The sequence below is a fragment of the Shewanella jiangmenensis genome, assembly GCF_018596335.1.
In the GTDB taxonomy this organism is placed as follows: Bacteria; Pseudomonadota; Gammaproteobacteria; order Enterobacterales; family Shewanellaceae; genus Shewanella; species Shewanella jiangmenensis.
The window spans coordinates 26,763-52,420 of record NZ_JAHEPS010000014.1 but is presented as its reverse complement, the minus strand read 5'-3'; the positions used below and the strand labels follow the sequence as shown (position 1 = coordinate 52,420).

Sequence of the window (25,658 nt, the reverse complement as noted above, 5' to 3'; positions counted from 1 at the left end):
GTCGCACACCGATGGCTACATTAATTGATGGAAAACGGGTTTGGGCTGAAAAGAATTTAGCCCAAATCTAATCTGACAACGGCACCCCAAAATCGGGTAACTGTCAGATCAGGTCTGAGCTATTACAGGTTAGCAAAGCTCCTTCATCAACCCAATGAGTCAATAAATGAGCGAGCGCTTTGAAGCGCATCCTCAACGTCAAATACTAATCCATCTTCTATGATCGCTTCTCCATCGGATACTGAATACTCGTAGCCTCCACGGTACGAGTCTGGGTTGTTTTCCACATAAATCACATAACCTTTGTATTCTTCTTCATGGCTAATGAAGGGGTAGTAATCTTTGGTCATTATTTGGACTCCTAAAGTATTACATTGTTGAGGAAGACACCGACAATTCAGAAATTGTCTTTGACAGTTTCTCCAGTGCTAAACGCCTCTCTTCCAGATAATCGTGACGATTGTAGATCCCTTCAACTCCTTTAAGCTTGTGGTTGAGGCAGCGTTCGGCCACTTCACCTGGAGTGCCTTGCCTCGCTAGTAAGCTGCGGCAGGTTCGTCTGAGGTCATGCACCGTAAAATGAGGCATACCGCCCATCAGGTTATTGGGTTTCTTGGCTTTACCTGGATCTCTTCCAAACAGTTTGGAAATGGCCCGATTAAGAGTGTCTTTACCCATGTGCTGTTTGTTGCCCTGGCGACGATTGGGAAAGACGTAATCTGAACCGCATGCTCTCACTTCCAGTTCTTTAAGCCACTCCATCACAATGGGGGGGAGGGGGATGGTGAGACCTACGCCGGATTTACTGCGTGAGGCAGGTAGATTCCATTCGCTCTTAGTTAGGTCAAATTCAGACCAAGTAGCTTCTGTCAGCTCGGACTTACGTACTCCCAGAGTGACCAAGAGCGCGCATGCAAGATAGTTATCCCGGCCAAAATAGGCCGGGTTTTTTGCCGCCACCTCGAAAAATTGCCTCAACTCTTCTAGGGTTAGGGCTCTGTCTTTGGCTTTTTCAATACCACCGGCATCGGTAACCGAAAAGACGCTGGCCGGATTGGAAGCAGTTAAGCCAAGTTTGAAGGCGTGGTTAAAAAGCTTTTTGCAGTGCATCAGCGCATCGTTGGCAATGGTTGGGCGACCACTATCGGCGATCTTTCTCAGAATATCCCGGATATCCATGGGAGTGACGTCGGCAAGTGGGCGTTGTCCGATTGCAGGCGCTATATCCTTGGAGAATATCCTGAGTGGGATCTCGGGGTGTTTTAGGCGTCTCACTAGCCCTGGATACCAATCATCAAACAGGTTTTGTACGGTAACGATTTGGGTGCTAGCTGATTTCTGCCTTTCCAGTATAGGGTCGCAGCCAAGCCTTACCTGCTTCATCTGTTCGGCAGCCCGCAATCGCGCATCTGCAAGTTTGAGGTCGCTATACTTGGCGAGCGTCATTTCTTTGCGCTTACCCGCATAGCTGTACCGCAGCATCCAGTATGGCGCTCCTGACTTTGGGATCACTAGGTAAAGACCATTACCGCAAGCATAACGACCGATGGCCGATTGCCTAAGCTTTGCCTCAATTCCTTTTACCGTCAGTAAGCCCATTCTAGCGACCTCCCTTTGTGCCATATCGGCTGTGGTGGGTAAAGTTGACAAGTTGTCATTTTACCCACCACATCACTTTCCTGTGAAGAACTATTTACCCACCACTTTACCCACCAGTTGGCGCTGGAAGTGGTGGGTGTAAATGGACGTTAATGGACGGTGTATTTACTCAATCAGTTGTTTTGGTGTGTATTTTTTTTGCATTCATGACGGTGGTGAACGTTATTCCACGTTCTGGATCTGCTCTCGCATCTGCTCGATAAGCACTTTGAGTTCGACGGCGGCGGCGGTGACTTCGGTGCTGATAGACTTGGAGGCGAGGGTGTTGGACTCGCGGTTGAACTCCTGCATCATAAAGTCGAGGCGACGGCCTTCGCTGCCGCCTTTCTTGAGGATGCGGCGGGCTTCGGCCACGTGGGCTTCGAGACGATCCATTTCTTCTGCGACATCAAGCTTTTGTGCCAGCAGTACCATTTCCTGTTCGATGCGGGCGCTGTCGAGTTCGCCCTTGATTTCGGCGAGGCGGCCGGTGAGTTTTTCGCGCTGCCACTCGATGACCCGTGGCATGTGCTCGCGCACGATGGCGATTTGCTCAAGCACGGCGTCGAGGCGGGTTTGCAGCATGTCTTTGATGGCGGAACCTTCGCGGGCACGGCTTTCGATAAATTGCTCCAGCGCCTTATCGAAGGCACCCAGAAGCTCGGCGCTGATTGCGTCCATGTCCTGTTCGGCGGTGGCGATAACGCCGGGCCAGCGCAGGATGTCGGTAAGGGCAATGTCGCCCTGTCCGGCTTCAGCTTTAAGCCAGTTGGCGGCGCCAAGGAGCTGGCGGGCCAGTTCCTGATTGATATTCAGCTCGGCACTGGTATCGCTGGCGAGATCGTAACGCAGGTTTACTTCTACCTTGCCGCGGCTCAGGCGTTGTCTCAGACGCTCACGCAGCGCGGGTTCCAGGCTTCTTAGCTGCTCTGGCAGGCGCAGGTAGGTTTCGAGGTAGCGCTGGTTGACGGAGCGGATTTCAAAGGAGGCTGAGCCCCAGGTGGCTTTATGCTCGATGCGGGCATAGGCGGTCATACTGTGGATCATAGGGATTCCGGCTGGTTGTCATCTGAGTAGATTGGTCATTATAACCATAAGGATAAGCGGGCGTCATGGTGGCTAAGCCGCATTTGCGCCGCTGTTTACGTCCTATCGCGCTGTTTAAAACGGTGCGGCACAAATGGGTCATGGCATCTCGCGCTGGCTCGCCCTATAATATCCAGCCAATTCGTTATGCAGCATTAAGTCACAGGAATCGCCATGCGCCCAGGTAATCGTACGCCGGCTCAAACACGCCCCATCACCATCACCCGTAACTTTACCGCCCACGCCGAAGGCTCAGTGCTGGTGGAGTTTGGCGAGACCAAGGTGCTTTGTACCGCGAGCTTTACCGAAGGCGTGCCGCGCTTCCTCAAGGGCAGTGGTCAGGGTTGGCTGACTGCCGAGTATGGCATGCTGCCACGTTCGACCCACAGCCGGATGGAGCGTGAGTCGGCCAAGGGCAAACAGTCCGGCCGTACCCAGGAAATCCAGCGCTTGATTGGCCGCGCCCTGCGCGCTGCCGTGGACTTAAAGCTGCTGGGCGAAAACACCATAGTGATTGACTGTGATGTTATTCAGGCCGATGGCGGCACCCGTACCGCTGCGATTACCGGTGCCTGTGTGGCGCTGGTGGATGCCCTCAATTGGGCCCGTGGCAAAGGCATAGTGAAAGCCAATCCGCTCAAGTTCCTGATCGCTGCCGTGAGCGTGGGTATTCACAACGGTGAGGCCATCTGTGACCTCGAGTACGTTGAAGACAGCGCCGCCGAGACAGACATGAACGTCGTGATGACCGAAACCGGCAAAATCATTGAAGTTCAGGGCACCGCCGAAGGCGAGCCTTTCAGCCACGAAGAGCTGCTGACCATGCTGGAGCTTGCCAAGCACGGTATCCGTGAAATCATCGATATTCAGAAAGCGGCACTGAACTGATTAAGTAACTGATTTATCAAGGCTCCTGTGGGGGCCTTTTTACCACCCTGCACCCATGAAAAATGGCGGCTTCGGCGGCCAGATACCCTGTTAGAGGAAAGATTGTGAAAGCCTATCAGCGCGAATTTATTGAGTTTGCTCTCGAACGTAATGTACTGAGATTCGGTGAGTTTACCCTCAAGTCCGGCCGTAAGAGCCCCTATTTCTTCAACGCTGGCCTGTTTAATACCGGCCGCGATCTGGCCCGTCTCGGCCGTTTTTATGCCGCAGCCCTGGTGGATGCCGGTATCGATTACGATTTGCTGTTTGGCCCGGCTTACAAGGGTATTCCTATTGCCACCACCACCGCCGTGGCGCTGGCCGAGCATCACAATCTCGATGTGCCTTACTGCTTTAACCGTAAAGAGAAGAAAGATCACGGTGAGGGCGGCAGCCTGGTGGGCAGCGAGCTTAAAGGTAAGGTAATGCTGGTGGACGATGTGATCACCGCCGGTACCGCGATTCGTGAATCCATGGAAATCATTCAGGCCAATGGCGCCAGCCTTGCCGGGGTGTTGATTGCACTGGACCGTCAGGAAAAGGGTAAGGGTGAACTGTCGGCCATTCAGGAAGTAGAGCGTGACTTTGGCTGCGGTATTGTGGCCATTATCAAACTGGCCGATTTGATTGCCTTCCTCGCCGAAAAACCGGGTATGGAAGAAGTGCTTGAATCGGTGCGCGCCTACCGCGAGCAGTATGGCATCTAAGCCCCAAGCCATAAAAGACCAGCGTCTGCCAGTTTGGGCGTTGGCTTAAGCATAAAAAAACGCCGCAATCTGCGGCGTTTTTTATTGGGAATACAAAAGGTTTAGCGCGGCTGGTGCAAAAATTCCGCCCGGGTGGCCGGGTTGGATTTGAAAATGCCGCCAAGCGCCGTGGTGGTGGTGGAGCTGGTGGCATCCATTACACCGCGTGACTTCACGCAGTAGTGCACCGCATCGATTTTTACCGCCACGTCTTTGGTTTCAAGCAGCGCCTGCAGCGCCACCAGAATCTGCTGGGTCAGACGCTCCTGCACCTGCGGGCGCTGGGAGAAAAAGCGCACAATACGATTGATTTTCGACAGGCCGATGATTTTTTTGCGCGGCAGATAGGCCACTGTCGCGGTGCCATCTATGGTCACCAGATGGTGTTCACAGGTGCTGGTGAGGCTGATGTCCTGCACACGCACCATTTCATCCACACCCATCTTATTGTCTATGACAGTGATTTTCGGGAAGTTTTCGTAATCGAGGCCTGAAAAAATTTCATCCACGTACATTTTGGCGATGCGGCGTGGGGTGTCGGCGAGGCTGTCGTCGGTCAGATCGAGTGACATCAGACCGAGAATGGCCCGCATGTGCTCTTCGATTTTTGCCTTGCGTTCATCGCGGGTCAATCCGCAGGGAACCATGGGCGTTTCCAGCCCACGCTCAACCAGCGCGGCCTGTACCTTTTGTGCTGCTTCACTCAGTGCCATTTTTTCATCTCCAACCTCACCGGCAAGTTCACCGGGCGCAATATCGGGGCAATTTACTTGGGTATTGCGCGAGTGCGGGAGGATACCGCTATTTGGCGTAAATTCATACCGAAATTGTACAGCGGCCATGAAAAAGCCGGGCCAGAGCCCGGCGTGATTTTTGCCATGTTCGGTATCAATTGCAGCACCGGATTGCAGCACCCAATGGTTGCTGCAGATTGGCGGCGGCGAATTACAGCTTCAGGTGTGGCTTGAGGAAGTCCATCATCTCGGCGTAGTACTTGGCGCGGTGCGCCTCGTTGTAGAAGCCGTGGCCTTCGTCGTCCATCACCAGCGACTTGAACGGGTAATTGGCCTTTTTCAGGGCGTCTGCCATGGCTTCGTACTGTTCAATCGGCGCGCGCTCATCGTTGCCGCCGTGAACCAGCAGGATTGAGGCTTTAAGCTTGTCGACATTGTGGGTAGGCGACATGGATTTCAGCAGGGTTTTGTCCTGAGTCAGCACTTTTTTCAGGTACGCCATACCTGCATCGCGGGTTTGCACATCGCCTTCTTTGAACATCAGCTCAAGATCATACACCCCGGCAAAGCCGATGGCGCATTTGAACAGATCCGGCGCCAGTGCGGAGCTTTGCAGGGCGCTGTAGCCGCCAAAACTGCCGCCCACGATACAGATACGGTCTTTATCGACTGTGCCATCGGCAATCACCTGCCTGGTGGCGTCTATGATGTCGTGTTGAATGTCGCTGCCCCATTTACCGTAGCCGGCTTCTTCAAAGGCGCGGCCATAACCACCACTGCCTCGGAAGTTGACCTGCAGCACGGCTATGCCCTGGCTTGCCAGCAGTTGGTTTTGGGCATCGAAGCTCCAGGAGTCACGCACAAAATGCGGGCCGCCGTGGGGGTTAACCACCAAAGGCAGGTTCTTGGCATCTACGCCCTGTGGCAGGGTCAGGTAGGCCTGAATTTTGGTGCCATCGCGGGCGGTAAAGTCAAAGGGCTTCACCTCGGCCATTTTATCCAGATCGAGCGCATCGTTTACTGAAACGAGGTAACGCATCTTGTTGTTTTTGCGATCGAACAGGTAGTAATCGCCGGGGTTTCGGTCGTTGGCGGCAAACACCACCAACAGGTTGCCGGTTCGGTCTTCGCTGACGATTTGTACCTGATGACCGGGCAGGGTGGCGAGCAGGCTCTTGAGCAGCTGGCTGCGCTCGTCTTTTGAGTCCACGAAGGCGTAAGTCGGGTAGCCATCGGCAAATTCCACCGCATACAGCTGATTGGTTTGCTCGTTAATCCAGAAGTTGGCCGGGTCTACCCGGTCGTCCTGAATAACCTTGGTTTTCTCGCCGCTTTGCAGATTGATTTTGTACACACCCTGGGTTTGTCCCTGCTCGGTACCTGCGGCGTAGAAGCTTTGCTCATCGCCGGCAAAGGACAGCGGCACGAAGTTATCCAGGCCTATGTTCAGTTTATCGCTGGAGATCCAGTCGCCGTCGTTACGGAAATACACCTGAGTGTCGTTATTTTTGTCTTCACCCGATACCACCCGCACCTCGCCCTTGCTGTCGGTCAGGAAGCGGGCGTAGCTGATTGGGGCTCGGGTGACTTTTTTGCGGGTGCCGCGGTACACGTCTACCTTGTACACATCGGCGCCGCCTTCCTGCCAGTTGGCGCCGCTCCAGGGCAGTGCCTCGACCAACATGAATTTTTCGTCGTCATGGAGCGGGTCGAGAATGTAGGCCGTGGCTTGAATGGCGGTGTTTTTCTTGAGGTTGGAGCCGGTTTGCTGCTCGCCGCTGTTATAGCCAAAGAGATAAGTCGAGCGGCTGCCATCGGCGTTTACTGCATAAAGCTCGCCGTAATAAATCGGATGATCGCTCCAGCCCTTAAGGTATTCCTTGGCCAGCACGATGCGCTCGTCGTTCACCCAGGCATAGGTGCCAACCTGAGCATTTCGTGGGAAAAACACCGCATGCTTCATCTTGAGAGTTTCGGTATCGAGAATAAGCAGCTTGTTTTTGCCTTCATGCTTGGTGATGGCGCTCAGGTACTCGCCGCCCGGGGAGAGTTTTACCTGGCTGAATTGGCTGCCACGGGCAAATACCTGCTCGGGGCTTGCGGCATGGGCCTGGGTAAGCGCGCACAGCGCCACCGCGGCGAAAAGACGACGCAGAGTCATGTCACATCCTTGTTGTTGGTTTTTTGGGTAAAGGTTGGTGGCAGGTTAAAGTGGAATAGGTCGGAATACAATAAAAAAGTGCGGAATATTCCGCACTTTGTTCTTTAATTTCAGCATGTTCTGATGAAGCTGAACGGGAGGTGGTTTTAGCTTTGCAGCAGCTGCTTCTGGATGAATGCCCACTGCTCATCGAAATGATCTGTCGGCTTTTGCTTGAATTCGCTGCGAATGTACTGGGCAATCCGGCCTTCGGCGAGTGCCAGCAGCAGATTGGCCAGCATGGCTTCATCCAGCTCAAAGCCCTTGCCTTCACGCAGGGTCTTTTCCCGCAGAATTTGCTTAAGCTGGGTTTCGATTTTGGCAAACAGCGCGCTGATGCGGCTGCGAAGACGCTCGTTTTCACCCAGCAGTGCATCGCCGGTCAGCACCCGGGAGATGCCGGGATTGCGCTCGGCAAACAGCAGCAGTAACTGCAACACCAGCTGACAGCGGCGCATAGTGTCTTTTTCTTCATCCATGATGAGATTGATGCGCGACAGCAGTGAGTCTTCAATAAACTCAATCAAGCCCTCAAACATCCGCGCTTTGCTGGGGAAGTGGCGATACAGCGCCGCTTCGGATACACCCACTTCGGCGGCGAGTTTGGCCGTGGTAATGCGTTGTCCGGTATTGCTTTCCAGCATCTGTGCCAGGCACTGGAGAATATGATCGCGGCGGCTCAGTTTTTCTTTGGTGGCCATTAAACGTCCTTCACTCTGACTGCGGGATTAGCGGGTGCCGGAATGGCCAAAACCACCTTCGCCGCGCAATGAGGTGTCGAACTCGTCCACCAGTTTAAACGCCGCCTGCACCACAGGTACAAACACCAGCTGCGCCAGACGGTCACCAATCTGCAGGGTATAGGGCTCGCTGCCACGGTTCCAGCAGGACACCATCAGTGGGCCCTGGTAGTCAGAGTCAATCAACCCCACCAGATTACCCAGCACTATGCCGTGTTTATGGCCAAGGCCGGAGCGGGGCAGGATAACCGCCGCAAGGCCGGGGTCGGCCACGTGCACTGCAATGCCGGTAGGCACCAGAATGGTTTCGCCGGGTGCTATGGTGGTGGCGGTATCCAACATGGCGCGCAGATCCATGCCCGCACTGCCGGGAGTGGCATACGCTGGCAGGGGAAATTCTGAGCCGATGCGGGAGTCGAGAATTTTCAGTTCGATCGGAGTTTTCATTTTTTGGTTATTTTTGTTGATATCAGCGAAAGCAATTGAAACGCCAGCGACAGCTTGTCGGTTGCCGGTAAATCCTGGTGTCCATCTCTCCAGAATACCCGCAGGGCGTTGGTATCAGCGTTAAAACCCTGACCCGGCACTGATACATCGTTGGCCGCGATCATGTCGAGATTTTTGCGATTAAGCTTGTCCCGCGCATAGGTTTCAACATCATGGGTTTCGGCGGCAAATCCCACCACAAAGGGTCGCACCTCGTGGGCGGCGACCGTGGCTAAGATATCAGGATTGCGCACCAGTGCAAGCTGCATGGTTTCGCTGCTTTTTTTGATTTTACCGCTGGCAACTTCGGCAACCCGGTAGTCGGCAACGGCAGCGCAGCCGATAAAAATGTCCTGATTATCAATCTTATCCATCACGGCATCGAGCATTTGCTGCGCCGATTCCACATTGACTCGCTGCACGCCCGGTGGGGTTTGCAGCGTCACCGGCCCTGTGATGAGAGTGACCTCGGCGCCCATGGCGGCAGCGGCTCTCGCCAGGGCAAAACCCATCTTGCCTGAGCTGTGATTGGAGATATAACGCACCGGATCAATGGCTTCACGGGTGGGGCCTGCGGTCAGCATCAGCTTCACGCCCTTGAGTGCATTGGCATGGCTAAGTTGCTTATCCTGCTCGCTGAAAAACTGCTCAGCCATGGCGCGGATATCCAGCGGCTCCAGCATCCTGCCTGCGCCCACTTCGCCGCAGGCCTGGCTGCCACTGGCAGGGCCCCAAATCCTGATGCCACGGCGTTTGAGGGTGGCGAGATTATCCTGGGTGGCGGGATTGGCATACATCTGCTGATTCATCGCCGGACAAAGGGCAATGGGCGCAGAGGTGGCAAGGCAGGTGGTGGTAATCAGCTCATCGGCCATGCCGGCGGCAAGCCTTGCCATCAGGTTAGCGGTGGCTGGCGCCACAATCAGCAAATCGGCCCAGCGGGCAAGCTCAATATGGCCCATGGCGGCTTCTGCCGCCGGGTCGAGCAGGCCTGTGCTCACTGGATGGCCGCTTAGCGCCTGCAGTGTCAGTGGGGTGATGAATTCGCGGGCGCTGTCACTCATCACAACGCGCACATCGGCGCCTTGCTCTTTGAGGCGACGCACCAAATCAGCACTTTTGTAGGCGGCAATACCGCCGCCAATCCCCAGCAGAATTTTGCGATTATTCAGGCTCACAAGCAGATCCGGACTAAAATTAACTGGCACTCACCATACCACAATCGTCCGCCATTGGGTGAGATGCACGACTAAAATCTGCCGCTTGCGGCGGCTGATGCAGGGATGCAAGAGCGATACAAAAGGAGCTTGTGGATGGCGATAAGGGATTGGCCGGACGGCGAAGGGCCGCGGGAAAAGTTACTTCAGCGCGGGGCCGCAACATTGACCGATGCTGAGCTTTTGGCGGTTCTACTCAGAAATGGCCTGCCGGGCAGGAGTGCGGTGGATGTGGCGCGTACCCTGCTGATTGAATTTGGTGGTTTAAGGCCATTATTCAGCGCATCTAAGCAGCAGGTGTGTCGACTCCAGGGGCTGGGTCCGGTAAAATACGCCGAGCTTCAGGCCTGTGTCGAACTTGGCAGGCGTATTGCCGGCGAGTCGCTGCAGCGTGGCGCTGTGCTGACAAGCCCTGAATTGACCCGCCATTATCTCTCGCAGCAGCTCGCCGACCGGGCCTACGAGGTATTTGCGGTGTTGCTGCTGGACAGCCAGCACAGGGTCATTCAGTTTGTTGAGCTGTTTCGTGGTACCATAGACGCCGCCTCAGTATATCCAAGGGAACTTGTGGCCCTGGTACTGGAGAAGCGAGCGGCAGCGGTTATTGTCTGCCACAACCATCCGTCCGGCGTGGCTGAGCCAAGTCAGGCCGACAGACGGATCACTGATAGATTGAAAAATGCCCTTGCAACTATCGATGTTCCCCTTCTGGATCATCTGGTTGTAGGGGACCGGGAGATAGTCTCCTTTGCCGAGCGAGGGTGGATTGGTTGATCTTTACTTGATCTCCCATGGCCTTTCGTGTATAAAATGCGCCCTCTTTGTGCCTCGGGCGACGGCCATACGAGGTACATTAATGCTCGAGCGTTAAAAACTGTTTGGAGAAGATTGACATGTCAAGAGTATGCCAAGTTACTGGCAAGCGACCAATGGTTGGTAACAACCGTTCGCACGCAAAAAACGCGACCCGTCGTCGTTTTTTACCTAACCTGCAGAACCACCGTTTCTGGTTGGAAACTGAAAAGCGCTTTGTACAGCTGCGTGTTTCCACCAAGGGTATGCGTATCATCGACAAGAAAGGTATCGAAGTAGTTGTTGCTGAACTTCGTGCCCGCGGCGAGAAGGTGTAATAGAAAATGGCTAAAGCTAAAGGCGCACGTGAGAAGATCAAGCTGGTATCTACTGCCAAGACTGGTCACTTCTACACCACCGACAAGAACAAGCGTAACATGCCTGAAAAGATGGAGATCAAGAAGTTTGATCCTGTGATCCGTCAGCACGTTATCTACAAAGAAGCCAAGATCAAGTAATTACTTGATGGCTTTTTTGAAAACCCCGGCTCGCCGGGGTTTTTTATTGCCTGTAATTCGGTAAATCAACGTCCTTGTGTGTGATTTTTTATTCATTCGTGCGATATGGTGAACGTTCGGCTTGTTGCTTGGCATTTATGAGATATTCATGAAACTTAAACCTGTTGCAGGTTAAAATAAATGCTTTCAAAGTGAATTTAAATTCAATAAAATTGCGCATGAATTCATCTTTGGCGCAGCAGCACTGCGCCGGTGCCTGTGAGGACTAAACAGCCTGTGCGTACAACCGAATTGGTTGACGGATTCCGTCATTCAGCCCCTTATGTCAATGCTCACCGCGGAAAGACCTTTGTGGTCATGCTCGGCGGCGAGGCCATGGTGCAGCCCCAGTTTCGAGCCATCATCAACGATGTGGCGCTGCTGCACAGTTTGGGGATCCGCATTGTGCTGGTTTACGGTGCCAGACCCCAAATCGATGCCGCGCTCGAACTGCACGGCATAGCGCCGGCATACCACAATGGTGTGCGCATCACCGACGAAGACACCTTGAAGGTGATTAAGCAGGTGGCCGGGTCGCTGCAGTTTGATATCACCGCCCGTTTGTCCATGAGCCTGTCCAATACGCCGATGCAGGGCGCGCAGCTCAACGTGGTCAGCGGCAACTTTGTGATTGCGCAGCCGCTTGGGGTGGACGATGGCGTGGATTATTGCCTCTCCGGCCGTGTGCGCCGCATTGATGTGCAGGGCCTGAAACATCAGCTCGACAGCCACGGCATAGTGCTGATGGGGCCGATTGCTGCGTCTGTAACTGGCGAAAGCTTTAACCTCACCGCCGAGGAGATTGCCACCCAGGTGGCGGTCAAGCTTAAAGCCGACAAGATGATTGGCTTCAGTGCGCATAACGGCATCATGGATCGTAACGGTGATGTGATTGCTGAGCTGATGCCCAACGACGCGCAGAAAATTCTGACCCGTATGCAGGAAGCGGGGCAAGCCTGTGTCGGCACGCTGGCGTTTCTTAAGGCCAGTATCGATGCCTGTCGCAGCGGTGTGTCGCGCTGCCACCTGGTGAGCTACCTCGACGATGGTGCGCTTCTGCAGGAGCTGTTTTCCCGCGACGGTATCGGTACTCAAATCGTTACTGAGAGCGCCGAGCGCCTGCGCCGCGCCTCCATTGGCGACATTGGCGGCATTCTTAACCTCATTCGGCCCATGGAAGAGCAGGGCATTCTGGTGCGCCGCTCCCGCGAGCAGCTGGAGATTGAGATTGAGCAGTTTATGGTGATTGAGCGTGACGGCCTGGTGATTGGCTGCGCCGCGCTGTATCCCTTTGAAGAAGATAACGCTGGCGAATTTGCCTGTTTGGTGGTGCATCCCGATTACCGCGATGCCGACCGCGGCAGTTTACTGCTTAAAAACATCATAGGTCAGGCAAAAGTACGTGGTTATTCGCGGCTGTTTGCACTGACGACCCGCAGTATCCACTGGTTTCAGGAGCATGGTTTCGACTTGGTGGAAGTGGATGCACTGCCCGCCAAGAAGAAGCAGCTGTATAACTATCAGCGCCGCTCCAAGATCCTGGCCTTGGATCTCTGATTTATCCGATTTTTGCATCAAAACTAAACAACCAGCCTTCGGGCTGGTTGTTTGTTTATGCTGACTGCCGAATCAGCTTGGTTGCTTGCAGGACATTTGGCGTTTTAGGGGGCTTGGCATCTTAGGCTGGCGCTTGTGCCTGTCGTGACAGGTTATGTCAAAAAGCGTTTGACATATTATGTCTTTGGCGCAATCTTAGCATGTAGCGTAACCCTATGAGGGGGCTGGCTTCGAAGCGCGGTTATTCCGCGTGCCAGCGCTCGGGTGCGAAAAGGTTGACCGCTACGATTCGGGCTTGAGCATTCACTGGGCTTGACCACCCACGGCGCTAAGTTTCAGGGGCAATGTTTCAGAGGCTTCGTTTCAGGAGCAATTTCGCTGGGGCTAAGACTCAGCACGCTATGACTCCGGGCACTATGGCTCATACTCAGGACACTATGACTCAGGACGCTATGGCTCAGACTTAGGGCGCCATGGCTTGAGCTCGATAGCGAAGAGAACTAATCATTCAAAGGCTTAGTCATGACAACACACACATTTTTACTTGCACCACTCGCTGGTAATGCGCTGTGGGGCGCGGTTGGCTTACTGGCAGGGGTTGTGCTGATAGGTTTCTTTGCCAGGCGTAAGCCCATGACGGTGACCGCGCGCTCGGTGGCGACCGGGATAATACTCGCCGTTACCCTGCTGCTTGGCTGGATTTTTATAGGCGCTCTGTCGGCTAAGGTGCAGCTTGAGCCCACCAAACTTGTGCTTGATTTGCCCGCATACAGCCGCGAAGTGCCGATAGCATCGTTGCAGCTTGATGCCGCGCGTGTCATCGATGCAAAGGCTTCGGATGCGCCAAAGCTGGGGTTTCGAACCAATGGTGTGGGGATGCCGGGTTACAATCTGGGTTGGTTTCGCTTGAAAGATTCAGATACCAGAGCGTTGGTGTCGGTGACCGGTGATGCGCCGCTGCTTGTTATCCCGACCAGTGATAATTACATCTTAGTCCTCAGCACCCCGGACGGCGACAAGCTGCTGGCCGCATTGCGTCAGGCCGTTGCGACCGGCGCCGCTCGCTAGCCGAGCGATTGGAAGGGCTGGTGGTACGTCTCTGCCAGCTCAGTGCGGCCAGTATTCCCAACAGGGCTGATTAGCCGCGTCGTCTCAGCATGTCCAGGGAGAAGATGGCGAGCGCGGTCCAGATAAAGCCAAAGGTGATGGCCTTTTCGATATCGAACGGTTCCTTGTACAGGGTTACGGCGAGAATGAACATGATGCTTGGGCCGATATACTGAATAAAGCCAAGCAAGGACAATGGGATACGAACGGCTGCGCCGGCAAAGCACAGCAGCGGCGCCGTGGTGACTATACCGGCCGCCATCAGCAGCAGGTTAAGCTGCCAGTCATTTACCAGCATGCTGTGGCTGGCAGAGCCTAATGTCATCATCAGGTAACCGAGCGCCACCGGCATCAAAATCGCGGTTTCCACCAACAAGCCGGTTTTGGCGTCTACCTTGACCTTCTTGCGAAGCAGTCCATAAATGCCAAATGAGCCCGCCAGTGCCAGCGACACCACAGGAATAGAGCCAAAGGATATCAGCTGCACCGCAACACCCGCCGCCGCAAGCGCTACCGCCAGCCACTGCAGGCGCCTCAGTCGCTCACCCAAAAAAATCATGCCAAGCAATACGTTAAATAAAGGGTTGATGTAATAACCCAGGCTTGCATCCAGCATGTGGTCGTTGTTTACCGCCCAGATAAACAGTAGCCAGTTGCCGGCAATAAGCACCGAGGTTATCAGCAGCACCCCCAATTGCCTGGGGTTTCGCAGCAGTTGCTTCAGTTTGTCAAACCCACCAATCAGAGTCATCAGCATGGCGGTGAACACAAATGACCACAGCACCCGATGCAGCAAAATGTCGGTCGCCGGGACCTCTGCCAGTAGTTTGAAATACAGCGGCGCAAATCCCCACATGGTGTAGGCGGCGATAGCCAGCAGCATGCCTTTTCGAAATTCGTGTTCTGTGTGCATCTTGGGATCTCTGAAGTCGGGCGCATGAGTCGCCGCGGGGCGCGCATTGTAAGCGCCGTACTATTATACGCTCAAGCTTTACAGTTAATCGTTCACCATGCTGATTGGCAACTCTGCATGCCGGTTGCCGGATATTTCCCGCAACAGTCGGCCTTGTGGGTGGAAGGCGCAAGACACAGGGCGCCAGCTTGGTTAGAATGTCGGCCTGATTTCATCCAATGGCAGTTTCATGGAACAACTCGCACCCATTTCCCAATCCGACGCACTGGGTCAATGCCTGTCTCAGGTATTTGGCTACCGGGATTTTCGTCCCGGGCAGCGGGAGGTAATGCAGCGGGTATGTGCCGGTGAAGATTGTCTGGTGATCATGCCTACCGGTGGCGGTAAAAGCCTTTGTTATCAGGTGCCTGCGCTGGTGTTGCCCGGCGTGACTTTGGTGGTGTCGCCGCTGATTTCACTGATGAAGGATCAGGTCGACAGCCTGCTGCAATCCGGTGTCGCTGCGGCTTACCTGAATTCGTCCCAGGGGCGTGAGCAGGCGATAGAAGTACTGCGGCAATTGCGTCAGGGCGAGCTGAAGCTGCTCTATGTATCACCGGAGCGTTTGCTGCAGGGCGACTTTTTAAGTCGGCTTGACGATGTGCAGCTGAGTTTGTTTGCCATCGATGAGGCGCATTGCATCAGTGAATGGGGTCATGACTTCCGTCCTGAGTATGCCGAGCTCGGTCAACTCAAACAGCGATTCCCCCATGTGCCTGTGATGGCGTTGACGGCCACCGCAGATGCCGCGACCCGGGTCAGCATTTGTCAGCGACTTGCGATTGCACCGTATCAGCACCTGTCCAGTTTTGACCGGCCCAATATTCGCTACACAGTGGCTGAAAAGCTCAATGCAGCCAATCAGCTGCGCCAATTTATTCAGTCTCAGAAAGGCGCCAGCGGCATAGTGTATTGTGGCAGTCGTCGCCGGGTGGATGAAGTGGCTCAGCGTTTACGCCAGCAAGGCTTTTACGCCGAGGCTTATCATGCCGGTATGACAGTGGATGAGCGGGCCAGTGTGCAGGAGCGTTTTCTTAAAGATCAGATAGATGTGGTTGTTGCTACAGTTGCCTTTGGCATGGGGATCAACAAGTCCAACGTGCGCTTTGTGGTGCACTATGACATCCCGAAAAGCATCGAGTCTTACTACCAGGAAACCGGCCGCGGCGGGCGCGATGGTTTGGATGCCGAGGCGCTGCTGCTGTTTGATCCTGCGGACATTGGCCGGGTACGGCACTTGATTGAGCAGCAGCCCCCCGGGCCGCAGCAGCAGGTAGAGTTTCATAAACTGTCATCAATGGCGGCCTTTGCCGAGGCGCAAACCTGCCGCCGTCAGGTGCTGCTGCACTATTTTGGCGAGTCGGCCAATGAGCCTTGTGGTAACTGCGATATCTGCCTCGACCCACCCAAAAGATACAATGGCACCGAAGATGCGCAGAAGGTTTTATCTTGTATATACAGGCTTGAGCAGCGCTTTGGTGTCAACCATCTGATTGAAGTGCTGCGGGGCTCCAAGGCGGCGTCTGTGGTCGAGCGCGGTCACGATAAGCTGACGACCTGGGGCATAGGCAAGGATAAGAGCCATGAGCATTGGCTCAGTGTGGTGCGCCAGCTCATTCATCTGGGGCTTGCCAGTCAGGACATTACCCGCGGCTCCTCTGTGCGGCTTAATCCGTCGGCGAGACCTGTACTCAAAGGCGACGTTGCGCTGATGCTGGCGGAGCCAAGGCTGAGTCTTGCCGAGGCGCCCCGTAAACGGACTAACAGCAAGGCGCCGATTAATTACGACCGCCGCTTGTTTGCCAGGCTCAAGTCGCTGCGCCGCACTATTGCTGAGGAGCACGATCTGCCGCCGTATCTGGTGTTCAACGATGCCACCCTGGCGGAAATGGCTTGGATGATGCCTAAGTCAGAAGGTGAGCTGCTGGCGGTCAACGGCGTGGGCGAGCGTAAGCTTGCCAAGTTTGGCGCCGCGTTTCTTGATGAAATCGAGGCTTATCTTGCCGGCGAGTTTCCGTCGAGCTGAGCCCGGCTCATGCCCCGGGTGGTCGCGCGTTTAATCAGGGTCTCGGCGGTATCAAACTGATGCATGCAGGCATGGCCCAGGTTGTTTTTCCCATCGCTGAATTTTGCAAGCTCAGGGGTTAATTGCTCCATCACCAGCTCAGCGCCCTGATTGCTGGTATAGGGCAGTAAAATCAACAGCTCATCGCCTGAGTGGCGGAAAATCATATCGGTCTCACGCAGCCGCTTTTCCAGCGCAAGCTTTAGCTCCGGCAACTCCACAGGGTCCACTTCGCGGACATTGAGCAGCAAAATAGACAGCGAGTGATTGCCACGCTTGGCGTGCTGCATGGCGCTTTCAAGATGCTGCTGCGGCGTTTGCGGGGCTGGCTCAACCTGCATTGCCTTTCTCAGCGCCATATGCCGCATCAATTGCCAAATCACTATGCTGAGCAGTAGCACCACCATGGTCAGTAAAAACAGATACATCCAATTGATATTGCGTCTGTCCTGCAGATTGTCGCTGAGCACTTTTTCCAGAGTTGCATCACTGGTGCGCTGGCTGAGGCGCGCCTTGAATTGCAGCACCCGGGTGTGATTGGTATTGGCGTTGGCCTTATTGGCGGCTTGATAGCTCTGGTCAAGATACTGATAGGCGCGCTTGTACTCGTTTTGGTCGGCATAGTACTTTGCCAATGCCAGCTGGTAATTGGCCAAATCGGAATAGACCTGCATTTGCTGTGCGGTGCGGATGGCCTTTTCCATCAGCGCCAGCGCCGTTTTATCATCACCACTGGCAAAGGCAACGTCGGCAAGCAATTTGCGGGTGCGCATTGAGTGGACCTGTTTTTGCTGTTGCTCAAAGGTGTTCAGTGCAACTTCAAGCAATTCCCTCGCTTTTTCTGCGCGGCCTCTTTCTATTTCGATGGATGCAATGATGGAGTAGCTGATAGCCAATTCCAGCGCAGAGCTAAGCTCAGGCAGTAAGGTGCGGGCTTCTTTAAGGTACCTGTCAGAGGCTTCTGTGTTCCCCTGATGGAATGCAATTTTGGCGGCATTGAGCAGAAGCACCTGACGAATTTTCCCCTTTGCCTCCGGGCTTTTCAGTCCCTGCTCCATATAGTACATGGCTTGCTGAGTATCGCCGGTTGCGTAAAGCAGGTTGCCCATGGCGGCCTGAACGTAGGCCTTGGGGGGCCATGCCCAATTTTCTTCCTGAATGTTTATGCTGTCGTAGACATCGAGTGCCAGACGCAAATCTTCAATAGCCGAAGTAAAGTTGTCGTTTTCGGTATCTATCTGGCCGCGCAGCCTGAGTGCTGTCACCAAGGCCTGGGGTTGCTGATAACGTTTGGCCAGCGTGATGGCGGAGTCCAGTTGCGGCAGCGCGATTTGCAGATTGTCGTAGCTGCTGTAGGCGTCGGCCAGGCATGACATAAAATAGGGCCTGACATGCTCGGCCCGCAGCTGCTTGGCGATGGCCTCGCCGGTTTGAGCCATGTTGATGGCGGCTTCGTTTTCGCCCATTTGTAACAGGGCTTCGCAGCGCAGTATCTTTAAACGCAGCTCCTTGAAGGGCTCAGGCTTATGGCTTCTGAACTCTTCTTCAAGTTTGAGCAGCTTTTTATTGGCTTCGGCCGGGTACTGATATACCAGAGTGTTGAGATCATCCAGCGGGTCTGACGCACAGGCAAACCATGGCAGCAGCCATAGCAGCGCGCAACAAATCCTTTGATGAAATTCCATTGTGACTCCGGGTGTATCGACATATCAGTTTGCGGCGGGCAGTATACCAATTTTCGAATGCTATGTGCATAAATCGAAAAAGCGCTTTTGGCTGGATTGTAATCTGCTGCCTTAAGCGAATCATCAGGTTGCTTGTGCGCCCTTGCCTGAAAAAACACCGCTTTTGTGTTGAACCCGAGCTAAAACTGGTCATTGGTGCTGGTCTGAACTGTGCAATGTGAAAATTTTGGGGTTGACACTCCCAAAGCCGCACGTTACATATAGGGTCACCAGTCTGGTTTTTGTCCAGCATAATTATTTGGTTTTTATGAATAGAATCAGTGTGCGTTTTGAGCTTCTCCTTCTTCTTTCTCTCGCAAACCCTGCGCGGAGGAGTTAGTGTTGCACGCTCGCTGAATAAGCAAACCACACAAAACCCCGCGCCGAAGTCGCGGGGTTTTTCGTTTTAACAACAGTCATTAAAGCAGTGAAACAGCGAACCTCAGGCGGGTTCCATGGAGAAGCGGAATGTCAAACAGCGTCATCATTTTTGATACTACCTTAAGGGACGGCGAACAGGCGCTGGCCGCGAGCCTGTCGGTTAAAGAGAAGCTGCAAATCGCCTTCGCCCTCGAGCGCCTTGGGGTAGATGTGATGGAAGTGGGCTTTCCGGTATCGTCTCCCGGTGACTTTGAGTCGGTGCAAACCATTGCCCGCAATATTAAAAACAGCCGGGTATGCGCCTTGTCCCGGGCGCTCGAAAAGGACATTGATGCCGCCGCGCAGGCGCTGTCGGTGGCCGAACAGTTCCGTATTCACACCTTCATTTCAACTTCCAGCATCCACGTGGAGAGCAAGCTCAAACGCTCTTTCGAACAGGTGCTGGAGATGGCCGTGGGCGCGGTGAAATACGCCCGCCGCTTTACCGATGACGTGGAATTCTCCTGTGAAGACGCCGGCCGCACCCCGATTGATAACCTGTGCCGCATGGTTGAGGCCGCAATTAACGCCGGTGCCCGCACTATTAATATTCCGGATACCGTGGGTTATACAGTGCCGAGCGAGTTTGGCGGTATTATCCAGACCCTGTTTAACCGGGTGCCGAACATAGATCAGGCCGTGATTTCGGTGCACTGCCATGACGATTTGGGTTTGTCGGTGGCCAACTCCATCGCCGCGGTGCAAATGGGCGCGCGCCAGATTGAATGTACCGTCAACGGTATCGGTGAGCGCGCTGGTAACTGTTCATTGGAAGAAATCGCCATGATTTTGGCCACCCGCAAAGATTTGCTGGGGCTGTCGACCAACATCAACGCCCGCGAAATTCACCGCACCTCGTCGCTGGTCAGCCAGCTGTGCAACATGCCTATTCAGCCCAACAAGGCCATTGTGGGCTCCAACGCCTTTACCCACTCCTCCGGTATCCACCAGGACGGCATGTTAAAGGCGCAAAACACCTATGAAATCATGACCCCCGAGAGCATAGGCCTGAACCGTAACAACCTGAACATGACCTCGCGCTCCGGCCGCCATGTGATTAAGCACCGCATGGAAGAAATGGGTTATGGCCCGGATGATTACGATATGGATGTGTTGTACGCCGAGTTTTTGAAACTGGCCGACCGCAAGGGACAGGTGTTCGATTACGACCTGGAAGCGCTGGCTTTTATGGAAGCCCAGGCCGAAGACGATGACCATTATGTGATGGAGCAGCTCGTCGTGCAGTCTGACTCCACCGAAGGCCAGGCCACCGCCACAGTGCGGATCCGCATCGGGGAAGAAGTCGTCACCGAGGCCGCCACCGGCAATGGTCCTGTGGATGCTGCCTATAACGCCATCGCCCGCGCCAGCGGCTGCAACATCAATATCAGCAGCTACAAGCTTGGCGCCAAAGGCGAAGGTCAGAATGCATTGGGGCAGGTGGACATCACCGCCCGCTACGGCGAGCGCAACTTCCACGGTGTGGGGCTTGCCACCGACGTAGTCGAGGCTTCGGCCCGCGCGCTGGTGCATGTGATGAACCTGACCTGGCGCGCCGACAAGGTGGCCCATTGCAAGCAGCAAATTCAAAAGAGTCGTGAGCTGGGCGGCGTGTAAGTCGTCCGGTCAAAAATTTAAAACATAAAGAATAGAGTCGCAGGAGCAGAGCAAAGCATGAGTTACCAGATTGCGGTATTGGCGGGAGACGGCATTGGTCCCGAGGTGATGGCAGAGGCGCGTAAGGTGCTGAGTGCCATCGAGACACGCTTTAACCTCGATATCGAGTACAGCGAATACGATGTGGGCGGTATTGCCATCGACAACCACGGCTGCCCGCTGCCGGATGCGACCCTCAAGGGCTGTGAAGCAGCCGATGCCATCCTGTTTGGCTCGGTGGGTGGCCCCAAGTGGGAGCATCTGCCACCCAACGAGCAACCTGAGCGTGGCGCCTTGCTGCCACTGCGTGGTCACTTCGAGCTTTTCTGTAACCTGCGTCCGGCCAAGCTGCACACAGGTCTTGAGCACATGTCGCCGCTGCGCGCCGATATCTCCTCTCAGGGCTTCGATGTGCTGTGCGTGCGTGAGCTGACCGGCGGCATCTATTTTGGCAAGCCAAAAGGCCGTCAGGGCGAAGGTGAAGAAGAGGAGGCTTTCGACACCATGCGTTACAGCCGCCGCGAAATCCGCCGCATCGCCAAAATCGCCTTCGAGGCTGCCCGTGGTCGTCGCGGCAAGGTGACTTCTGTGGACAAGGCCAACGTGCTGGCGTGCTCTGTGCTGTGGCGTCAGGTGGTGGAGGAAGTTGCCAAAGACTTCCCCGATGTGACCCTTGAGCACATCTATATCGATAACGCCACCATGCAGCTGCTGCGTCGTCCGTTCGATTTCGACGTGATGCTCTGCTCAAACCTGTTTGGCGACATTCTGTCCGATGAAATCGCCATGCTCACCGGCTCCATGGGGCTGTTGTCTTCTGCGTCCATGAATGGCTCAGGCTTTGGTCTGTATGAACCCGCAGGTGGCAGCGCGCCGGATATCGCCGGTAAAGGCATTGCCAACCCGATTGCGCAAATTCTGTCTGCCGCGCTGATGCTGCGCCACAGCCTTAAGCAGGAAGAGGCCGCTGCCTGTATCGAGCGCGCTGTTAGTGCAGCATTGGAAGCCGGTTTCCTCACCGGAGAGCTTCTCAATGCCAACGAGCGTCATCTGGCCAAATCAACCAAAGAAATGGGCGACTTTATCGCCAACGCAATCCGGGAAGGTGTGTGATGGGAAAGACCCTGTATGAAAAAGTGTGGGACGCCCACCTGGTGGCCGAGCCTGCCGGTGAAGCGCCCATCATCTATGTAGACCGCCATCTGGTGCACGAGGTGACCTCGCCTCAGGCCTTCAGCGGTCTGAAGATGGCTGGCCGCAAGCTGCGGGCGGTGGAAAAGACCTTCGCCACCATGGATCACAACACCTCTACCAAGAGCGCGAGTCTGACGGCATTAAGCCCCATGGCCCGCACTCAGGTTGAAACCCTGGCTGACAACTGCCGCGACTTTAATGTGCGCCTGTACGATATTCACCATCCCAATCAGGGTATTGTGCATGTGATGGGCCCCGAGCTTGGCGTAACCCTGCCTGGCACTGTGATTGTGTGCGGCGACTCCCACACAGCCACCCACGGCGCCTTCGGTGCGCTCGCCTTCGGTATTGGTACCTCGGAAGTGGAGCATGTACTGGCTACCCAGACCCTGCGCCAGCTCAAGGCCAAGACCATGAAAATCGAGGTGCGCGGCAAGGTGGCCGACGGCATCACCGCCAAAGACATAGTGCTGGCCATTATTGGCAAAATCGGCATGGATGGCGGCACCGGCTATGTGGTGGAGTTCTGTGGTGAGGCCATTCGCGACCTCTCCATGGAAGGCCGCATGACTGTGTGCAACATGGCCATCGAAATGGGGGCCAAGGCCGGTATGGTCGCCCCCGATGAAACCACCTTTGCTTATCTTGAGGGCCGCGAGTTTGCCCCCAAGGGCGATGCCTGGCAGCAGGCTCTGGCCGACTGGCGTGAGCTGCACACAGATGCCGATGCCGTGTTTGATGCCGAAGTGGTTTTGGAAGCCGCCGCCATTGCGCCGCAGCTGACCTGGGGCACTAACCCAGGCCAGGTGGTGGCTATCGACGGCGTGGTACCAAACCCCGCCGATGAAACCAATCCCGTGGTGCGTACCAGCATGGAGAAGGCGCTCGCCTATGTGGATCTGACCCCGGGCACGCCCATGACCGACATCGCGATCAACAAGGTGTTTATCGGCTCCTGCACCAACTCCCGCATTGAAGATTTGCGCGCTGCTGCCGCTCAGGCCAAGGGCCGCAAGGTCGCCACTGGCGTGACCGCCATCGTGGTACCGGGTTCAGGACAGGTAAAACTGCAGGCCGAGGCTGAGGGCTTGGATAAAATCTTCCTTGAGGCGGGTTTTGAGTGGCGTTTGCCCGGCTGCTCCATGTGTCTTGCGATGAACGACGACAGGCTTGAAGCGGGCGATCGCTGTGCTTCAACCAGTAACCGCAACTTTGAAGGACGCCAGGGGCGCGGCAGCCGCACCCATCTGGTGAGCCCTGCCATGGCCGCAGCTGCTGCGGTTTCCGGTCACTTTGTCGATATTCGCGTTCACAGACCCCTGGAGGATTAATCAATGCAGGCTTTTACTACCCACAAGGGGCTGGCGGTGGCCATAGATTCGGCCAACATCGACACGGATCAGATAATCCCCAAGCAGTTCCTGTCCAAGGTGACCAAGGACGGCTTTGGTATTCACCTGTTCCACGACTGGCGCTATCTGGATGACGCTGGTGATGTGCCAAACCCCGAGTTCAACCTCAATAAACCAAGGTACAAGGGCGCCACTATTCTGCTGGCCCAGGAGAACTTTGGCTGCGGCTCCAGCCGTGAGCACGCCCCCTGGGCGTTGGCGGACTTTGGCCTGCGCGCCATCATTGCGCCCACCTTTGCCGACATCTTTTACGGTAACTCAATCAACAACGGCCTGCTGCCGGTGCGTTTGCCGGAAGCCGCTGTACGTCAGCTGATGGACGAAGTGGAAGCATGCGAAGGCGCCGAGGTGACTGTGGATCTGGAAAACCTCAAGGTGGTGTCGCCATCGGGTGCCGAGTTTAGCTTTACCCTGGCCGAGTCTGCCCGTCAGAACCTGCTCAAGGGGTTGGACGCCATCGGTCTGACCCTGGCACACGAAGCGGCCATCAGCGACTACGAGTCACGTATACCTGCCTGGCGTCGCTGAAAACCTGCGAGCCAATTTCGGCGTACACCTGTAGCAGCGCCGCGTAAAAACGGTCATTCGGCACCTTGATTGGGGGCGGGTGGCCGTTTTTCTTTGTTGTTTGATTTTATTAGCCTGCTGATTCTAAATGGTATTTTATATCTCGCTCTCTGTCAGGAAGTGGTTTTACCATGTGGAGTAGTGAATTATTCTGAATCAGATTGCTGATTTTGGTGAACAGTTGTTTTTCTGTTTTATATGAATATTAAGCAATAAAAACATTGAGTTGGTTGGTTTTGTTGTCTGTTTTGACAGTCAGCTGGCGAACCTTATGGCATCAATCTGTTTCTTCTTGGTGTTTAAAGCTGTGATCTTGGTCATTTGCTGACTGTGTGAATAGTAATGTGCCAGTGAAATCTGCTGTTTTTGTGGCTGTGGTTGCAAAGATCTTCTGCATGGATACACTGCCATGCATTTGTTTTGAGTGAATGCTCTAGGTTTGGCATTCCCTGAACAGCAAACCAGTACAGATAACAGAGACTCACAATGAAAAAGACAGCACTGACTTTTGCCGTATCTGCGGCGCTTCTGGGGATCACGACTCAGGTAAATGCCGCCGGCTTCCAGCTGGCCGAATATTCTGCCACCGGTCTTGGCCGTGCCTTTGCCGGTGAAGCGGCCATGGCTGACAACGCCTCCGCCCAAGCGCGTAACCCGGCGATGCTCTCCTACCTTGAAGGCCGCCAGGTTTCCGGCGGGGGGATCTACGTGGCCACCGAAGTGGACGTAACCGGCGATGTGCACATTGCTTCACCTGTGCTTGGTCCGCAGGGCGTGACGCTGAACGCCGACGCCTATGATGTTGCCGACAGTGCGCTTATCCCTAACTTCTATTACTCAAGCCAAATCAACGACAACTGGACTTGGGGTCTGGCGGTCAACTCCAACTATGGTCTGGCAACCGAATTGCCTGCAACCCACGCTGCCTCTTTGTTTGGCAGTGAAACCGCAGTGACCACCGTTGAGTTCAACCCCAATATCGCCTATCGCCTGAACGACGCCGTGACACTGGGCGCCGGTGCCCGCGTGGTGTACGGTGAAGGCAGCATCGGCGCGTCAACCCCAGCCTGGGTTGGTGCCATCAAGGCCAATCCAAATCTGCCTCCGCAGATTTCTGCCCGTCTGCCTGCTCCCGGCACTGTGCTCAAGACCATGGAAGGCGATGATGTTGGCTACGGCTGGCAAGTTGGCGGCAGCTGGCAGGCCACTGAAAACCATCGATTTGGTCTGGCCTATCACAGCGGCGTAGAGCTGGAGCTGTCTGGCAAGGCCTCTGGCCTGCTGTACAACGGTGGCCAGAACCTGGATATCGAAGGCTACATGCCGCTGGAGCTGCCAGCCTTTGCTGAGCTGTCGTCTTTCCATCAGCTGAGCAGCGATGTGGCGCTGCACGCCAGTATCAACTGGACCCAGTGGAGCGTGTTTGACCAGCTGGTGGCTTACTTCCCAGGCGACACAAAGCCTGTGGGCGGTATCGAGTCGGATCTGGTGAAAGAAGAGAACTTTAAAGACAACTGGCGCTTTGCCATTGGTTCAACCTGGAATGTGAATCAGGACTGGACTGTGCGCAGCGGCTTTGCTGTTGACCGCACTGCGGTGGAAGATGAGTTCCGCACCACCACCATTCCTGACTCAGATCGTTTGTGGTTCAGCGTTGGTGCCGGTTACCGCGCCAGTGAAAATCTGCTGGTGGACTTTGGCCTGACCTACATCCGCGCCCATGGTTACGCGCCGATTGATGAAGAGCAAAACCTTGCCGGTCTTGCCCATGTGAGCTTTAACGGTGAAGCCGGTGGCAGCGTGTGGCTGGCTGGTGTGCAGTTAAGCTACAAGATGTAAGCCGCACCCAAGCGTAAATTCGCCAAGCCCCGCAATTGCGGG

General features: G+C 55.0%; 23 protein-coding genes. 13 read left to right on the top strand and 10 right to left on the bottom strand.

Going from position 1 to position 25,658, the window contains the following annotated elements; genetic code table 11:
- Positions 1 to 146 precede the first annotated feature (146 nt).
- The 3 genes from KJI95_RS18765 to KJI95_RS18755 all read right to left on the bottom strand — a co-directional run bounded on the left by KJI95_RS18765 (position 147) and on the right by KJI95_RS18755 (position 2,685).
- Positions 147 to 350, bottom strand: coding sequence for a hypothetical protein (locus tag KJI95_RS18765; protein ID WP_214508739.1), 204 nt, complete (start codon positions 348 to 350; stop codon positions 147 to 149).
- Between the two features lie 19 nt (positions 351 to 369).
- Positions 370 to 1,599 (bottom strand): tyrosine-type recombinase/integrase, encoded by a 1,230-nt coding sequence (locus KJI95_RS18760; protein WP_214508738.1) that lies wholly within the window; start codon positions 1,597 to 1,599, stop codon positions 370 to 372.
- Positions 1,600 to 1,821: 222 nt separating this feature from the next.
- Positions 1,822 to 2,685: a YicC/YloC family endoribonuclease gene (locus KJI95_RS18755; protein WP_214508737.1), complete on the bottom strand. Its 864-nt coding sequence runs from the start codon at positions 2,683 to 2,685 to the stop codon at positions 1,822 to 1,824.
- 213 nt (positions 2,686 to 2,898) lie between these two features.
- On the opposite strand from KJI95_RS18755, the gene rph reads away from it, so the two are divergent.
- Together rph and pyrE are read left to right on the top strand one after the other, a co-directional pair.
- The gene (gene rph / locus KJI95_RS18750) at positions 2,899 to 3,612 is read left to right on the top strand and encodes a ribonuclease PH (RefSeq protein WP_214508736.1); all 714 of its coding nucleotides are present in this window, start codon (positions 2,899 to 2,901) and stop codon (positions 3,610 to 3,612) included.
- 104 nt (positions 3,613 to 3,716) lie between these two features.
- Entirely contained in the window at positions 3,717 to 4,358 is a 642-nt protein-coding gene (gene pyrE / locus KJI95_RS18745; RefSeq protein ID WP_214508735.1) for an orotate phosphoribosyltransferase, read from the top strand.
- 101 nt (positions 4,359 to 4,459) lie between these two features.
- Here pyrE and folE read toward each other — a convergent pair whose 3' ends face one another.
- From folE to coaBC, 5 genes are all read right to left on the bottom strand, one after another.
- Entirely contained in the window at positions 4,460 to 5,110 is a 651-nt protein-coding gene (folE, locus tag KJI95_RS18740; RefSeq protein WP_214508734.1) for a GTP cyclohydrolase I FolE, read from the bottom strand.
- 232 nt (positions 5,111 to 5,342) lie between these two features.
- Positions 5,343 to 7,292 (bottom strand): alpha/beta hydrolase family protein, encoded by a 1,950-nt coding sequence (locus tag KJI95_RS18735; protein ID WP_214508733.1) that lies wholly within the window; start codon positions 7,290 to 7,292, stop codon positions 5,343 to 5,345.
- Positions 7,293 to 7,438: 146 nt separating this feature from the next.
- The gene (gene slmA / locus KJI95_RS18730; RefSeq protein WP_214508732.1) at positions 7,439 to 8,032 is read right to left on the bottom strand and encodes a nucleoid occlusion factor SlmA; all 594 of its coding nucleotides are present in this window, start codon (positions 8,030 to 8,032) and stop codon (positions 7,439 to 7,441) included.
- A 27-nt stretch (positions 8,033 to 8,059) separates the two neighbouring features.
- Positions 8,060 to 8,518: a dUTP diphosphatase gene (gene dut / locus KJI95_RS18725; protein WP_214508731.1), complete on the bottom strand. Its 459-nt coding sequence runs from the start codon at positions 8,516 to 8,518 to the stop codon at positions 8,060 to 8,062.
- Positions 8,515 to 9,735, bottom strand: coding sequence for a bifunctional phosphopantothenoylcysteine decarboxylase/phosphopantothenate--cysteine ligase CoaBC (gene coaBC, locus KJI95_RS18720; protein ID WP_214508730.1), 1,221 nt, complete (start codon positions 9,733 to 9,735; stop codon positions 8,515 to 8,517). Before coaBC ends, dut begins: the two co-directional genes overlap by 4 nt.
- Before the next feature lie 135 nt (positions 9,736 to 9,870).
- Here coaBC and radC point away from each other — a divergent pair, with 135 nt between their 5' ends.
- From radC to KJI95_RS18695, 5 genes are all read left to right on the top strand, one after another.
- A complete protein-coding gene (radC, locus tag KJI95_RS18715) occupies positions 9,871 to 10,548 on the top strand; it encodes a RadC family protein (protein ID WP_214508729.1) in 678 nt (225 codons plus the stop codon).
- 119 nt (positions 10,549 to 10,667) lie between these two features.
- Entirely contained in the window at positions 10,668 to 10,904 is a 237-nt protein-coding gene (gene rpmB, locus KJI95_RS18710) for a 50S ribosomal protein L28 (protein ID WP_011758449.1), read from the top strand.
- 6 nt (positions 10,905 to 10,910) lie between these two features.
- Positions 10,911 to 11,084 carry a 50S ribosomal protein L33 gene (gene rpmG, locus KJI95_RS18705; RefSeq protein WP_214508728.1) on the top strand — a complete coding sequence of 58 codons (174 nt, stop codon included), beginning with the start codon at positions 10,911 to 10,913 and terminating at the stop codon, positions 11,082 to 11,084.
- A 276-nt stretch (positions 11,085 to 11,360) separates the two neighbouring features.
- Positions 11,361 to 12,680, top strand: a complete 1,320-nt coding sequence (argA, locus tag KJI95_RS18700) for an amino-acid N-acetyltransferase (protein WP_214508727.1) — start codon at positions 11,361 to 11,363, stop codon at positions 12,678 to 12,680.
- Between the two features lie 522 nt (positions 12,681 to 13,202).
- Complete coding sequence (locus KJI95_RS18695; protein ID WP_214508726.1) at positions 13,203 to 13,748, top strand: PH domain-containing protein; 546 nt, start codon at positions 13,203 to 13,205, stop codon at positions 13,746 to 13,748.
- Positions 13,749 to 13,818: 70 nt separating this feature from the next.
- Here KJI95_RS18695 and rarD read toward each other — a convergent pair whose 3' ends face one another.
- The gene (gene rarD, locus KJI95_RS18690) at positions 13,819 to 14,700 is read right to left on the bottom strand and encodes an EamA family transporter RarD (RefSeq protein WP_214508725.1); all 882 of its coding nucleotides are present in this window, start codon (positions 14,698 to 14,700) and stop codon (positions 13,819 to 13,821) included.
- A 229-nt stretch (positions 14,701 to 14,929) separates the two neighbouring features.
- Here rarD and recQ point away from each other — a divergent pair, with 229 nt between their 5' ends.
- The gene (gene recQ, locus KJI95_RS18685) at positions 14,930 to 16,765 is read left to right on the top strand and encodes a DNA helicase RecQ (RefSeq protein ID WP_214508724.1); all 1,836 of its coding nucleotides are present in this window, start codon (positions 14,930 to 14,932) and stop codon (positions 16,763 to 16,765) included.
- On the opposite strand, the gene KJI95_RS18680 is transcribed toward recQ, so the two are convergent.
- Positions 16,735 to 18,489, bottom strand: a complete 1,755-nt coding sequence (locus KJI95_RS18680) for a diguanylate cyclase domain-containing protein (protein ID WP_214508723.1) — start codon at positions 18,487 to 18,489, stop codon at positions 16,735 to 16,737. The genes recQ and KJI95_RS18680 overlap by 31 nt on opposite strands.
- 507 nt (positions 18,490 to 18,996) lie before the next feature.
- Between KJI95_RS18680 and leuA the strand changes: the two genes are divergently transcribed.
- The 5 genes from leuA to KJI95_RS18655 all read left to right on the top strand — a co-directional run bounded on the left by leuA (position 18,997) and on the right by KJI95_RS18655 (position 25,616).
- Positions 18,997 to 20,565: a 2-isopropylmalate synthase gene (gene leuA, locus KJI95_RS18675; protein ID WP_214508722.1), complete on the top strand. Its 1,569-nt coding sequence runs from the start codon at positions 18,997 to 18,999 to the stop codon at positions 20,563 to 20,565.
- 57 nt (positions 20,566 to 20,622) lie between these two features.
- On the top strand, positions 20,623 to 21,717 hold the full coding sequence (gene leuB / locus KJI95_RS18670) for a 3-isopropylmalate dehydrogenase (protein WP_214508721.1): 1,095 nt from the start codon (positions 20,623 to 20,625) through the stop codon (positions 21,715 to 21,717).
- A complete protein-coding gene (gene leuC, locus KJI95_RS18665) occupies positions 21,717 to 23,129 on the top strand; it encodes a 3-isopropylmalate dehydratase large subunit (protein WP_214508720.1) in 1,413 nt (470 codons plus the stop codon). Before leuB ends, leuC begins: the two co-directional genes overlap by 1 nt.
- Positions 23,130 to 23,132: 3 nt before the next feature.
- Entirely contained in the window at positions 23,133 to 23,738 is a 606-nt protein-coding gene (gene leuD / locus KJI95_RS18660; protein ID WP_214508719.1) for a 3-isopropylmalate dehydratase small subunit, read from the top strand.
- A gap of 525 nt (positions 23,739 to 24,263) precedes the next feature.
- On the top strand, positions 24,264 to 25,616 hold the full coding sequence (locus KJI95_RS18655) for an outer membrane protein transport protein (RefSeq protein WP_214508718.1): 1,353 nt from the start codon (positions 24,264 to 24,266) through the stop codon (positions 25,614 to 25,616).
- The last annotated feature ends 42 nt before the right edge of the window (positions 25,617 to 25,658 follow it).

Excerpts from the sequence above, each read along its gene's own strand:
- KJI95_RS18765 (WP_214508739.1), bottom strand. The coding sequence starts at position 350 with ATGACCAAAGATTACTACCCCTTCATTAGCCATGAAGAAGAATACAAA.
- KJI95_RS18760 (WP_214508738.1), bottom strand. The coding sequence starts at position 1,599 with ATGGGCTTACTGACGGTAAAAGGAATTGAGGCAAAGCTTAGGCAATCG.
- KJI95_RS18755 (WP_214508737.1), bottom strand. The coding sequence starts at position 2,685 with ATGATCCACAGTATGACCGCCTATGCCCGCATCGAGCATAAAGCCACC.
- rph (WP_214508736.1), top strand. The coding sequence starts at position 2,899 with ATGCGCCCAGGTAATCGTACGCCGGCTCAAACACGCCCCATCACCATC.
- folE (WP_214508734.1), bottom strand. The coding sequence starts at position 5,110 with ATGGCACTGAGTGAAGCAGCACAAAAGGTACAGGCCGCGCTGGTTGAG.
- KJI95_RS18735 (WP_214508733.1), bottom strand. The coding sequence starts at position 7,292 with ATGACTCTGCGTCGTCTTTTCGCCGCGGTGGCGCTGTGCGCGCTTACC.
- slmA (WP_214508732.1), bottom strand. The coding sequence starts at position 8,032 with ATGGCCACCAAAGAAAAACTGAGCCGCCGCGATCATATTCTCCAGTGC.
- dut (WP_214508731.1), bottom strand. The coding sequence starts at position 8,518 with ATGAAAACTCCGATCGAACTGAAAATTCTCGACTCCCGCATCGGCTCA.
- radC (WP_214508729.1), top strand. The coding sequence starts at position 9,871 with ATGGCGATAAGGGATTGGCCGGACGGCGAAGGGCCGCGGGAAAAGTTA.
- rpmB (WP_011758449.1), top strand. The coding sequence starts at position 10,668 with ATGTCAAGAGTATGCCAAGTTACTGGCAAGCGACCAATGGTTGGTAAC.
- rpmG (WP_214508728.1), top strand. The coding sequence starts at position 10,911 with ATGGCTAAAGCTAAAGGCGCACGTGAGAAGATCAAGCTGGTATCTACT.
- KJI95_RS18695 (WP_214508726.1), top strand. The coding sequence starts at position 13,203 with ATGACAACACACACATTTTTACTTGCACCACTCGCTGGTAATGCGCTG.
- rarD (WP_214508725.1), bottom strand. The coding sequence starts at position 14,700 with ATGCACACAGAACACGAATTTCGAAAAGGCATGCTGCTGGCTATCGCC.
- recQ (WP_214508724.1), top strand. The coding sequence starts at position 14,930 with ATGGAACAACTCGCACCCATTTCCCAATCCGACGCACTGGGTCAATGC.
- KJI95_RS18680 (WP_214508723.1), bottom strand. The coding sequence starts at position 18,489 with ATGGAATTTCATCAAAGGATTTGTTGCGCGCTGCTATGGCTGCTGCCA.
- leuA (WP_214508722.1), top strand. The coding sequence starts at position 18,997 with ATGTCAAACAGCGTCATCATTTTTGATACTACCTTAAGGGACGGCGAA.
- leuB (WP_214508721.1), top strand. The coding sequence starts at position 20,623 with ATGAGTTACCAGATTGCGGTATTGGCGGGAGACGGCATTGGTCCCGAG.
- leuC (WP_214508720.1), top strand. The coding sequence starts at position 21,717 with ATGGGAAAGACCCTGTATGAAAAAGTGTGGGACGCCCACCTGGTGGCC.
- leuD (WP_214508719.1), top strand. The coding sequence starts at position 23,133 with ATGCAGGCTTTTACTACCCACAAGGGGCTGGCGGTGGCCATAGATTCG.
- KJI95_RS18655 (WP_214508718.1), top strand. The coding sequence starts at position 24,264 with ATGAAAAAGACAGCACTGACTTTTGCCGTATCTGCGGCGCTTCTGGGG.